A 12,265-nucleotide genomic window follows, 5' to 3' on the forward strand; every position below is an offset into this window, starting at 1 on the left:
GATGATTCCTCCTACTTCGTCCCGCAAGAGCGACGAATAATCAAATTGGGTTCCAGCAATGTTGTTTTGGCCTTTACGGGCCGCTTTGCCTGAATACGCTTGATTAGACTTTTTACTGCGATTTCTCCCATTTCATAGGCCGGCTGATTAACCGTTGTCAAAGGAGGATCCAAATGCATCGACCAGACCGTCTCGTCGTAGCCTATGAGCGAAATATCTTGGGGCACGCGCAGGTTTTGTTCCTTGATGGCTTCGAGGATTTCCAGCGTCATCATGTTGTTGGTAGAAAAAATCGCATCTACTTCTGGTGATTGTGCAAGCAGCTCCTTGGTGGCTTCTTTCACAATCCCTTTTTTCTCTGGCAAGATCCGAATCAGCGAATCACGCACAGCCAAGCCATTGCGAACCAAGCCCTGCTTGTATCCTTCAATCCGTTCGAGTCTCGGACTTACGCCTTCAGGAGGGTACACCATGATCGCGATATTTTTCCGACCATTTTTGCACAGCTGATCAATGGCCAGCATAGCACCCATCACATTGTCCACGACAACGGTATCCAGCTCCAGCTCCGCCACTTTACGGTTGACCGCCACAACGGGATATTTATTGCCAATCAAAGACTCGTACAAGGCAAAATTTTTCATCGTCGGGTTGATAATGATCCCGTCGACCTGCCTCATCTGTAGTCCCCTGATGTACTCTTCCTCCAATTGAGGATCGTCATTGGAGTTGCAAATCATCAAACTGTAGCCCAGAGCACGACAAGCGTCCTCCACACCCTCCAACACCCTGGTCCAGTACGGGTTTTGCAAATTGGACAAAATGATTCCCAGTACGTTTGTCCGCATCTGCTTTAATCCTCTAGCCAAAGCATTTGGGCGATAATCCAATTCACGAATCACTTCCAATATGCGTTTCTTCGTTTCTTCTGTTGCGTGTTCGAAGTGACCGTTCAGAATTCTGGAGACCGTAGTCTTGGATACCCCAGCCTTTTTTGCCACATCATCAATCGTTACTTTCATTAATCAGTTCCTCTTTTCCATATTTCTTTGAGAAATAAAGGATTCATTCGTATTAGAAGTTTTGGAAACCGTTTTTGGAAATCGGTTTCGTGAATCGGTTAACTAGATATTAACAGCCCAATAAAGCGATTTCAATATGTATTTTTTTTGAATTAGCAGAATTATATTTCACAGCTTGCAGTGGTTGGGCTTTTCGAAAAAATAGAAAAAACCGCGCAATCACGCGGTTTTTCGATGGCGTCCCCGAGAGGATTCGAACCTCCGACCTACAGTTTAGGAAACCGTTGCTCTATCCTGCTGAGCTACGGGGACAGATTTTCTTTTGTACACTCTCCATTATAAAAAGAGTATCGCCATTTGGCAAATGGAGGACCAGGGCAAACAAGCCCTGATCCTCCTCTTTTTTTCCGAATTAATGATGAGTAAATTGCTCTTCCTCTGTCGAGCCGCTCAAAGCTGTGGTCGAAGAGTTCCCGCCAGCGATCACCTGCGCGATCTCATCGAAATACCCGGTACCTACCTCGCGCTGATGACGCGTAGCCGTGTAGCCGTACACTTCGCTCGCAAATTCTGCCTGCTGTAGCTCAGAGTATGCCGCCATGCCGCGATCACGGTAGTTGCGAGCCAGCTCAAACATGCCGTAATTGAGGGCATGGAAGCCTGCGAGGGTGACGAACTGAAATTTGTAACCCATCTCGCCCAGCTCTTCCTGGAAGCGAGCGATGGATGCGTCATCCAGCTTTTTCTTCCAATTGAATGACGGAGAGCAGTTGTAAGCCAGCATTTTACCCGGGAAATTTGCATGAATCGCCTCGGCAAAGCGACGCGCCTCCTCGAGATTCGGCTCCGCAGTCTCGCACCAGATGAGATCAGCGTAAGGCGCATAAGCCAAACCGCGTGCGATAGCAGCATCCAGCCCGCCACGTAGACGGAAAAAGCCTTCTGGTGTACGTTCTCCTGTGAGAAACGGCTGATCCTGCTCATCGATGTCGCTCGTGATAAGGAAAGCACCATTCGCATCTGTACGTGCTACAATGATGGTCGGAACGCCCATCACATCGGCTGCAAATCGAGCAGAGATCAGGTTGCGAACAGCTGCCTGAGTCGGGATCAGCACCTTGCCGCCCATATGTCCGCATTTTTTCTCGGAAGCCAGCTGATCCTCAAAATGAACACCTGCTGCACCCGCTTCAATCATGCCTTTCATCAGCTCAAAGACGTTGAGCGGTCCACCAAATCCGGCTTCCGCATCTGCGACGATCGGTGCGAACCAATGCGTGTCAGAGCCTCCCTCGGATTGATCGATCTGATCGGCCCGTTGCAAAGCCTGATTAATTCTTTTAACTACCTGCGGCACACTGTTGGCAGGATACAAGCTCTGGTCCGGATACATTTGTCCAGCCAGGTTGGCATCAGCTGCGACTTGCCAGCCGCTCAGGTAGATTGCTTTCAACCCTGCTTTTACCTGCTGGATCGCTTGATTCCCGGTCAATGCCCCCAGCGCCTTGATATGATGTTCGGTATGAAGCAAGCTCCACAATCTTTCCGCACCTAGTCGTGCCAAGGTATGCTCTACCTGCACCGTACCACGCAATCGTACGACATCTTCGGCCGAATAGCTGCGCGTGATTCCTTGAAAACGTTCCGTTTGCCAATATTGCTCCACTTGTTGAATCGCTTCCTGCTTGTTGATTTTCGTCATTTTCATTTCCTCCACCCATGTTTTTATATTTAAGCTAAATAGCGATAACCCGGTATGGTTAAAAACTCTTCAAACGTATCCTCTGTCACCAGTCTCAGGAACAGCTCTCCTGCCAACGGGAACTGGCTATGCTGATACTTTTCCTCACCCAGCTCCTGCTTCAAAAGAAGCATTTCCTCACTCGTCCACTGCTTTACCAGCGCGATCGTGATTTTGCGGCCATCCGATAAAACTCCTTTATCATGGCGAATCCATTGCCAAACCTGCGCGCGGGAGATTTCGGCTGTCGCAGCATCCTCCATCAGATTGCGGATCGGCACCGCTCCTGATCCGCGCAGCCACGCCTCGATATACTGGATGCCGACACTGATATTCGTGCGGACCCCTTCTTCCGTAATCTCCCCAGCTGGGACAGCCAGCAGATGCTCCGCAGACACTTGCACGTCCTCGCGTTTGTACCAGATCTGATTGGGCTCTCGCATCAGACGATTGAATACCTCCATCGCGACGGGCACCAATCCCGGATGCGCAACCCATGTGCCGTCGTGTCCGTCGTATGCTTCCCGCTCCTTGTCAGCACGTACCTTGGCCAAGGCCTCCTCATTTTTGACCGGGTCGTTCTTGACCGGAATCTGCGCGGCCATTCCGCCGATGCAAGGAGCCATTCGCTTGTGGCACGTCCTTACCGCCAAGGTGGTATAGGCCTTCATGAATGGTACCGTCATCGTCACCTGTGCACGATCCGGCAGTATCACGTCGGGTTGATTTCTCAGCTTTTTGATATAGCTGAAGATGTAATCCCATCGGCCGCAATTGAGTCCAGCGCTGTGCTCGCGCAGCTCATACAAGATCTCATCCATTTCAAAGGCAGCCATAATGGTCTCAATGAGGACGGTTGCCCGAATCGTACCCCGGGGGATATTTAATTCCTCCTGCGCAAACAAGAAAACATCATTCCAGAGTCGAGCTTCCAAATGACTCTCCAGCTTCGGCAAATAGAAATACGGGGCAGTCCCGTTCGCCAAAAGAGCTTGAACATTGTGATAAAAATAGAGGCCAAAATCCACGAAACTGGCAGAAACCGGCTTTTGATCGAGCAGGATGTGTTTTTCCTCCATGTGCAAACCTCGCGGGCGTATCTTCAGTACAGCAATCTTCTCATTCAGCATGTATTTTTTGTTTTCCGGGCTGGTGTAGGAAATATTGCGTCTTACCGCATCCTTCATGTTGATTTGGCCTTGGATCGTGTTCACCCACGTAGGAGAGTTGGCATCCTCAAAATCAGCCATGAACAGACGTGCTCCGGAGTTCAGGGCATTGATGACCATTTTGCGGTCGCCTGCAGGACCGGTAATCTCCACCCTTCGATCCAACAAATCCATCGGCAGAGGTGCCACCGTCCATTCTCCTTTGCGAATATGCGCCATCTCCGGCAGAAAATCAGGCAATTCCCCTTCATCAATCTGCGCTTGTCGCTCCTCGCGTCTAGCTAACAGCTCCAGTCGACGATCCCCAAACTTTTGTTCCAGCTTGACGATGAACTGAAGCGCTTCCGGTGTCAAAATTTCCTCATACCCTGGCAGAATCTCTGCATCAATCTCCATTGGAGATGGGTTCGTTGGTATTGTAGTCAAGCAAAGCCCCTCCTTTTCCTACCCGTTTTATTATGGTACAGATGATAAATCAATCAGTTATTATAGTACAGATCAAACAAAAAAAATGGGCTACTCTATGCTGCCACTACCGCTGCAATGACTACAGCAAACATGCCCGTCACCCAGACAATGGCGACATGTCGTGCCATTCGCCTCGATACCGACCCCTTCACAACGTGTGCAATCCTGTTCACCGTTTCCATCACACCTGTAGCAATTCATTCCCCATTCCTCCTATTTCTGTATTAAAACAATATTCTCAACTTTTGAAGTTATTATATAACAGAGAATATAACAGTGCAACAACAATTTTTAAATTTTCACAACTGTACTAGTACAAAAGAAAACAGCTCTGTTCCAAATGGATCAGAGCTGTTTGTTTTATTTGACAACGCTTATTTCGGGGCGATTTTCTCCAAGCCACCCATATACGGACGCAATACTTCTGGGATCGTAATGGACCCATCTGCTTCCTGGTAGTTTTCCAGAATCGCAGCTACCGTACGGCCAATCGCCAAACCCGAACCGTTCAAGGTATGAACGAATTCTGGCTTGCTCTTGGTATCGCGGCGGAAACGAATGTTAGCGCGACGTGCTTGGAAAGCCTCAAAGTTGGAGCAAGACGAAATTTCGCGATACGTGTTGTTGCTTGGAATCCATACTTCCAAATCGAATTTTTTCGCAGCAGTGAAACCGAGATCGCCTGTGCACATGCTCAATACACGATAAGGCAGGCCCAAGAGCTGCAATACCTTCTCCGCGTTCTTCACCAGCTTATCCAATTCGTCATAGGAATCCTCGGGTTTGACGAACTTCACCATCTCTACTTTGTTAAACTGGTGCTGACGGATCAGACCGCGAGTATCACGACCTGCAGAGCCCGCTTCCGAACGGAAACATGCACTATATGCGGCATAATAGAGCGGCAAATCAGCTCCGTCGAGGATTTCATCACGGTGCATGTTGGTGACAGGCACCTCCGCTGTTGGAATCAGGAAATAGTCAGGTCCATCCAGTTTGAATGCATCCTCTTCAAACTTGGGCAATTGTCCGGTCCCTGTCATGCTGGCACGATTGACGATGTAGGGCGGAAGAATTTCCTCATATCCGTGCTCCGTGGTATGCAGATCGAGCATGAAGCTGATCAATGCACGCTCCAAACGCGCTCCCAAGCCTTTGTAAAAAACAAAACGACTGCCTGTTACTTTGGCTGCAGTTTCAAAATCGAGAATGCCAGCTTGTGTAGCCAGATCCCAGTGTGCTTTGGCTTCAAAGCCAAAATCACGAGGCTCGCCCCATGTCCAGGCTACGACGTTATCGTCTTCAGAAGTACCAATTGGTGTGCTCTCATGTGGCAGGTTGGGCAGACTGAGCAGGATTTCTTCCTGCTGCTCATCCAGCTGACGCAATTCTTCGTCCAGAACCTTGATGCGCTCGTTTACTTCCTTCATTTCAGCGATCAGGCTATCAGCATTTTCCTTGTTGCGTTTCATTACCGCGACCTGCTCGGAGACCGTGTTTCTTTTATTTTTCAAGGTTTCGGCTTCTTGAATCACTTGGCGGCGCTTCTCATCCACTTCGGCAAACTGATCCAGAGCGGAGATATCTTCATTACGAGCGGACAAACGGCGCTTAACTTCCTCCAGGTCTTGTCGTAAAACTTTTACGTCCAACATTTCGAATCCCTCCAAATCAACTTCAAATAAAAACAAAAAACACCCGTCCCCTGGTAAGGGACGAGTGTTGTATACCCGCGTTGCCACCCTCGTTGACAGATGCATCGTACCCAAAACATCTGTCCACTCTTCCGTCGTAACGGGACGGTTCCGGACAAGTTCATCCTTGTCACTCCGAGATGGATTCCTTCGCATGCTGGATCGGTTTGCACCACCCACCGACTCTCTAGACCAGACCTTGCGGAGTACTTGTTCTCATCAGCGTGTTTGCACATTTAACAACTTCTAACTTCTATTGTTAACTGTACTACAGGTTCTATACCTGTGTAAAGAGTCGCTGTCTACCACGATTCGGAGTATGAAACCTATTTTGATTCCTTCACCATATCGAGAAAATACTTGTGCAAGCGCGTATCCTCGGTCAATTCGGGATGAAAGGCTGCTGCCAGATATTGTCCGACACGCGCTGCAACGATTTTATCCTCGTACTTTGCCAATACCTGACCAGCTTCTCCTACCTCCATCAGGTAGGGAGCCCGGATAAACACCGCTGGATAATCAGCAGCAACTCCCGCTACGGGCAAGTTGACTTCAAAGCTGTCTTTTTGCCGACCAAAGGCATTGCGCGCTACCTTGATATCCATCAAACCGAGGTGTGCTTCCTGCTGTCCTTCTATTTGTTTGGCCAACAGGATCGCGCCTGCGCATGTACCGAAGATCGGCTTTCCCGCTTCTCCAAACGCACGAATCGCTTCCATCCATCCGTATTGGTGCATGAGCTTGCTGATCGTCGTGCTTTCTCCACCGGGAATCACCAGGCCGTCCAGGTCGTGGAGCTCCTCTACCTTTTTAACAGCAACGGCTGTAGCTCCCACAGCTTCGAGTAAACGTAGATGTTCGACTACTGCACCTTGCAGGGCAAGTACGCCTATTTTCATCGCGATCACCTTACCAGCCGCGCTCTTGCATGCGGTCTGCTTCACGGATTTTGGAGATTTCGATTCCTTGCATCGGGCTTCCCAAGCCTTTCGATACACGAGCAATCAGTTCGTAATCGGTGTAGTGAGTGGTTGCCTCTACGATTGCACGGGCAAATTTCTCTGGATTTTCCGATTTGAAGATTCCAGATCCTACAAACACACCATCGGATCCGAGCTGCATCATCAACGCTGCGTCTGCAGGTGTAGCGACTCCACCAGCGGCAAAGTTGACGACTGGAAGCTTTCCGTTCTTGTGCACATACTCCAGCAGGTCATATGGCGCTCCCAGATTTTTCGCTTCTGCCATCAATTCATCGTAGGACATCGCTTGTACTTTGCGGATTTGCGCCATCATCGTGCGCATGTGACGAACAGCTTCTACGATGTTCCCTGTACCTGGCTCCCCTTTGGTACGGATCATGGATGCACCTTCACCGATTCGGCGCAGCGCTTCACCCAGATCACGGGCACCACATACAAACGGAACAGTAAAATCCTTTTTATTAATATGGTACAAGTCGTCTGCTGGGGTCAGTACTTCGCTCTCATCGAGGTAGTCTACGCCCAAAGACTCCAAAACACGCGCTTCCACAAAATGACCAATACGGGCTTTTGCCATGACAGGTATCGAAACAGCTTTCAGCACATCCTCGACGATGCTCAAGTCAGCCATACGCGCTACACCGCCCGCAGCACGAATGTCGGAAGGAACACGCTCCAATGCCATAACAGCTACAGCACCAGCTGCTTCCGCAATTTTTGCCTGTTCTGCATTCACGACGTCCATGATGACGCCGCCTTTTTGCATTTCTGCCATTCCCTTTTTCACGCGGTCCGTTCCTACTTGTACCATGCTATTTCCCCCTACGTCATAAAAGTAATAACATCACAACTGTTATGTGGTGTTATGGTTGAGTTACGCTCATTGTAAACCAAAGCGCAGAGGGAAACAACACTTTATTTATTTTCCACTACTGAACAAGCCGCTGAAAAATTGGATGATACTGCGGAAAAACAGGCGAATCCAGCTCGCTTCTTCCACTTCCTGAGCAGCTACAACATCGTAGGATGCCTTCTGCATGTCTTCGGCCTGTAGATAATCCGACTCTTTCACACCTTCTTCATTCAAAACTAATTTTCCGACTACCTGGTCCTTCGCAATGGGGGCAGATAGCTCAGAGAAGGAAACGGTTGGTGTAAATTTTGGTTCTGTCCCAATTTTGGTGAGTACTTTTACTTCGTTACCTGTTACAACCGGTACAGTCAACTCAACGCCATTTTTGAGTGGTGCAGTATCAAAACCGGTCACCACAGCACCCTTGTCCATTTGTTTGGTTACTTTGTAATTGCTAAAGCCGTAATCGTACATTTTCTTCGTTTCGGCAAAGCGTTTTGTATTACTTTCGGTTCCCATAACAACGCTGATCAGACGCATACCGTCTTTGGAAGCAGTACCCGTAAAGCAGTACTGTGCAGCTGCTGTATAGCCCGTTTTCAAACCGTCGACGCCATCATAAAAGCTGTTCAGGCCTGGCAGCATCCAGTTGTAGTTAGCCTTTTTCAATTCTTGTGGAGTACCTGTACGGAAAGTAAACCGGGGAACCTTAGACACTTCCAACGCTTGTGGGAAATCCCGGATCAGGGCACGGGCAAGAATGGCGGAATCACGTGCAGACATCAGGTTTTCTGTTTGCTCTGTGTCCACCGAGTAAGGACCTAATTCATTTGCAGGCAAACCACTAGAAGTAACGAACGAGGTGTTTTTCATTCCCAGTTCCGCTGCTTTCTTGTTCATCATCTGAACGAAATTCGGTTCACTACCTGCTACTTTTTCTGCCAACAACACGGTTGCATCGTTCGCAGAAACAATGGCCATTGCTTCATACAATTCTCTGACTGTAAATGATTCTCCAGCGTTCAAATAAACACCAGAAGCATCTGAAATCTTTGCAACGTAAAACGCATATTCGCTAACAGGGACTTGATCGTCCCAGCTGATTTTCTTCTGCTGCACTGCTTCTTGAATCAGGTACTCTGTCATCATCTTACTCATGCTAGCAGGAGGGAGAGGCTGGTCCGGGTTTTTGCTATAAAGCACTCTACCCGTTGATTCCTCTACGAGAATCGCAGAATTTGCAGCCAAATCCAAATTCGCAGGTGCTGCCTCTGCTGTTGCTGTCATTCCTACCATAGCTGTAACAAATACAGCGACAGAAAGGTATAGACTCATTAATCGTCTTGTCCATGTTTTTTGTTTCATCGCCATCTTTCACTCTCCCACTTCTGTCGATTTTGTCTTGGTTGAATTGGTTGACATTGCTGACCATACACACAACTGTAAGTGTACCATAGGAAGCATGCGTGATTGAAGCTTGTGAGACCTGTTTCTCCACTCCAAAAGCTAGTAAAAACCCCCTTTCTCTGCAAGAAAAAGGGGGAGTAGGTCCATAGAACCAAATTCTAGGATATGGAATAGTTAGGAGCTTCTTTGGTGATTTGTACATCATGTGGGTGGCTCTCGCGCAAGCCAGCTCCTGTGATACGGATGAATTGGGCATTCTCGATCAGTTCCTGGATGGTTTTGGTGCCACAATATCCCATACCAGCACGCAATCCCCCAATAAGCTGATAGGTTACCTCTGCTAGTGGACCTTTATACGGTACACGTCCTTCAATTCCTTCAGGGACCAGCTTTTGTTCATTTTCTTGGAAATAACGGTCTTTACTTCCGGCTTTCATCGCGCCAATCGATCCCATACCTCGATAGACCTTGAAACGACGACCTTGATAAATTTCAAATTCGCCAGGACTTTCTTCGGTTCCTGCAAACAAACTGCCAATCATGATCGCAGATGCACCCGCACCGATCGCTTTTGGCAAATCACCTGAGTATTTAATGCCGCCGTCGGCAATAATTGGAATATTATACTCGTGCGCGACTTTGGCACAGTCGTTGATGGCTGTGATTTGCGGCACACCGATTCCTGCCACTACACGAGTCGTACAAATCGAGCCAGGGCCAATGCCCACTTTGACTACTGAAGCACCTGCTTCGATCAGATCGCGCGTAGCTTGTCCTGTCGCTACGTTTCCTGCCACAATGGTCAGTTCCGGGTAGCGTTTTCTGATCTCTTTCACCGTATCAATAACTCCCTTGGAATGACCATGAGCGGTATCGATGACGAGTACATCAACGCCTGCTTTTACCAATGCCTCTGCACGTTGAAATGTGTCCGCCGATACGCCGACAGCAGCACCGCACAACAGACGTCCTTGCAGATCCTTCGCTGCATGCGGGTACTGGATGTTTTTCTCAATATCCTTAATCGTAATCAGTCCACGGAGGATATTGTTCTCGTCCACCAGAGGAAGCTTTTCGATTTTATGCTTCTGCAAAATGGCTTCTGCTTGCTGCAGGGTCGTCCCCACAGGAGCTGTAACCAAATTTTCTTTGGTCATGACATCCTTGATCGGAGTAGAAAAATCGTGGACGAAACGCAAATCACGGTTGGTCAAAATCCCGATCAGGTGATTTCCTTCGTCCACAATCGGTACACCGGAAATGCGGAATTTCCCCATCAGAGCATCTGCATCCGCTACAGTATGATCCTGCGTCAAGGAGAAAGGATTGGTGATGACGCCACTTTCGGAGCGTTTGACTCGATCGACCTCGCTCGCTTGTTGTTCAATTGTCATGTTTTTATGGATGATCCCGATACCGCCCTGGCGAGCCATTGCGATTGCAAGAGCTGATTCCGTCACCGTGTCCATACCAGCACTAATGAGGGGGATATTGAGAGTCACTGTTTTACTTAGTTTGGTACGCAGGTCAACATCCCTTGGCAAAACTTCTGATTTCGCTGGAATGAGCAAAACGTCATCAAACGTGAGACCCTCTTTTACAAATTTGTCTTCCCGCACAGCAGAAAACTCCTCTCGGAAAATAGTTTAAGACAGTTTAACAAATGGCATAATTTACTGTCAAGGAATCCGTATATTGTTCGGCAATCAACCGAATTATCCAGATAAATCAAAAAACTAATCTACAAACACGGTGAGAAGACGAAAATTAATCGAAGGTGATAGAGCATGGATTCTGCTTGGAACAGACTGCAATACCTAGAGACTGAACCTACTTCACGCAAGTTTTTGTCTCAATGCTACACAAATCGAGAATGGGAGCATCCTGATCGGCTTGCCTTTCAGCAAAGTACGCGCTATCTGTATTTGTGGAGGCAAGCACGTCTTTTTTATCAAACGGCCGAATCAGCAGATTTGTCGATTCAGCCCTTGCTCCTTTTTTATGGCTGTACGCATTTACTCAAGGGTATGTTAATCACCCGTGATCCAGCTTACCCGCAGAACAGTCGGATGCTGCAGCACGGCGTTGCATCAAGAAAGGTAAAAAGACAAGCATACGTGCTGATGGAAGATGAAATTCGGCCTCAAAAGGAAGGGTTTTTTTCGCACCTGTCTCAGACCTTCCGTCTTACCCCGCTGCGAGATCGCTATTCCGTACAGGATTTGTTTGCTTCGCTCGCTGAAATGAGTGAAATTTGTGCAGCACTTTCAGAAATACAGCCTCATTGGACGCGTCTCCAGCTTTCTTTACCCGTCCATGAGGGTGCAGCTTCCTCTAGGCGAGAAGCTGATGAATATCGAGTAACTTTTCCGGTAAAAACAGAAGGTTCCTTGGCATATTCGAACGATACGTTGAAGCAATATATCCAGCGCCTTGCACCTAGTACGATTTCGCTGAACACTATAGGTTGGGAAGCCTGGTCCAATCGTCAAATGTTCCTATCTCAGTTTGCCCTTTCACAATTGGAACAACACCCTTTATTTTATCTCCATGATCGTACGCTCTTTTTTTGGAATGGCTCAGCAGAATCTCTTCCTCTTCCACAATGGGCGAGTCACTTTCTGCTGCTTTACCAGCTAGGCATGCTATGCCGATATGAAACAGAATGGTGGGGAGAATTAACAATGTCTCATGATATGGCGGAGCGATACCTCGTGGAACGTTTTCTCGCCCATCATATGACGACTTTTCCATCACTGATTATGAAACAGATGGAATTGTACAATCAGGTAAAATTCCCGGTTTAAATCAAAAAAGCCCTCTTGTTCAACTGAACAAGAAGGCTTCTTCCTTATTCCTTCAAAACTGGATCTGCATGATTGCTAAAGCATGTGGATAAGTCCTCGACCGATTAGTATTCGTCAGCTC

Annotated in this window: 9 protein-coding genes, 1 tRNA gene and 1 other annotated feature; of the genes, 1 reads left to right on the forward strand and 9 read right to left on the reverse strand. The window is 48.1% G+C overall.

All coding sequences use genetic code 11. The features are described from left to right. Nucleotides 1-11 precede the first annotated feature (11 nt). The 9 genes from JZI27_RS21625 to guaB form a co-directional block, all read right to left on the reverse strand. A complete protein-coding gene (locus tag JZI27_RS21625) occupies nt 12-1,022 on the reverse strand; it encodes a LacI family DNA-binding transcriptional regulator (RefSeq protein ID WP_280209244.1) in 1,011 nt (336 codons plus the stop codon). 235 nt (nt 1,023-1,257) lie between these two features. Continuing rightward, nucleotides 1,258-1,334: transfer RNA gene (locus JZI27_RS21630), tRNA-Arg, on the reverse strand. A 100-nt stretch (nt 1,335-1,434) separates the two neighbouring features. Beyond that, complete coding sequence (aceA, locus tag JZI27_RS21635) at nt 1,435-2,724, reverse strand: isocitrate lyase (protein ID WP_122909448.1); 1,290 nt, start codon at nt 2,722-2,724, stop codon at nt 1,435-1,437. Between the two features lie 29 nt (nt 2,725-2,753). Then, the gene (gene aceB / locus JZI27_RS21640) at nt 2,754-4,358 is read right to left on the reverse strand and encodes a malate synthase A (protein WP_280209245.1); all 1,605 of its coding nucleotides are present in this window, start codon (nt 4,356-4,358) and stop codon (nt 2,754-2,756) included. Nucleotides 4,359-4,774: 416 nt separating this feature from the next. Continuing rightward, the gene (serS, locus tag JZI27_RS21645; RefSeq protein ID WP_280209246.1) at nt 4,775-6,055 is read right to left on the reverse strand and encodes a serine--tRNA ligase; all 1,281 of its coding nucleotides are present in this window, start codon (nt 6,053-6,055) and stop codon (nt 4,775-4,777) included. Nucleotides 6,056-6,108: 53 nt separating this feature from the next. Beyond that, nucleotides 6,109-6,326, reverse strand: a binding site (T-box leader). Nucleotides 6,327-6,420: 94 nt separating this feature from the next. Next, nucleotides 6,421-6,993, reverse strand: a complete 573-nt coding sequence (gene pdxT, locus JZI27_RS21650; protein ID WP_122909450.1) for a pyridoxal 5'-phosphate synthase glutaminase subunit PdxT — start codon at nt 6,991-6,993, stop codon at nt 6,421-6,423. A 10-nt stretch (nt 6,994-7,003) separates the two neighbouring features. Beyond that, nucleotides 7,004-7,888, reverse strand: a complete 885-nt coding sequence (gene pdxS / locus JZI27_RS21655; protein WP_122909451.1) for a pyridoxal 5'-phosphate synthase lyase subunit PdxS — start codon at nt 7,886-7,888, stop codon at nt 7,004-7,006. A gap of 108 nt (nt 7,889-7,996) precedes the next feature. After that, entirely contained in the window at nt 7,997-9,295 is a 1,299-nt protein-coding gene (locus JZI27_RS21660; RefSeq protein WP_122909462.1) for a D-alanyl-D-alanine carboxypeptidase family protein, read from the reverse strand. 200 nt (nt 9,296-9,495) lie between these two features. Further along, a complete protein-coding gene (gene guaB / locus JZI27_RS21665; protein WP_280209247.1) occupies nt 9,496-10,956 on the reverse strand; it encodes an IMP dehydrogenase in 1,461 nt (486 codons plus the stop codon). Nucleotides 10,957-11,124: 168 nt separating this feature from the next. Here guaB and JZI27_RS21670 point away from each other — a divergent pair, with 168 nt between their 5' ends. Next, a complete protein-coding gene (locus JZI27_RS21670) occupies nt 11,125-12,144 on the forward strand; it encodes a YaaC family protein (protein WP_280209248.1) in 1,020 nt (339 codons plus the stop codon). Nucleotides 12,145-12,265 lie beyond the last annotated feature (121 nt).

Source organism: Brevibacillus sp. AY1 (assembly GCF_029870785.1).
Lineage (GTDB): Bacteria > Bacillota > Bacilli > Brevibacillales > Brevibacillaceae > Brevibacillus > Brevibacillus invocatus.

Coding starts and splice junctions, on each gene's coding strand:
- pdxT (WP_122909450.1), bottom strand. CDS start 6,993: ATGAAAATAGGCGTACTTGCCCTGCAAGGTGCAGTAGTCGAACATCTA.
- JZI27_RS21660 (WP_122909462.1), bottom strand. CDS start 9,295: ATGAAACAAAAAACATGGACAAGACGATTAATGAGTCTATACCTTTCT.
- pdxS (WP_122909451.1), bottom strand. CDS start 7,888: ATGGTACAAGTAGGAACGGACCGCGTGAAAAAGGGAATGGCAGAAATG.
- serS (WP_280209246.1), bottom strand. CDS start 6,055: ATGTTGGACGTAAAAGTTTTACGACAAGACCTGGAGGAAGTTAAGCGC.
- aceA (WP_122909448.1), bottom strand. CDS start 2,724: ATGACGAAAATCAACAAGCAGGAAGCGATTCAACAAGTGGAGCAATAT.
- JZI27_RS21625 (WP_280209244.1), bottom strand. CDS start 1,022: ATGAAAGTAACGATTGATGATGTGGCAAAAAAGGCTGGGGTATCCAAG.
- JZI27_RS21670 (WP_280209248.1), top strand. CDS start 11,125: ATGGATTCTGCTTGGAACAGACTGCAATACCTAGAGACTGAACCTACT.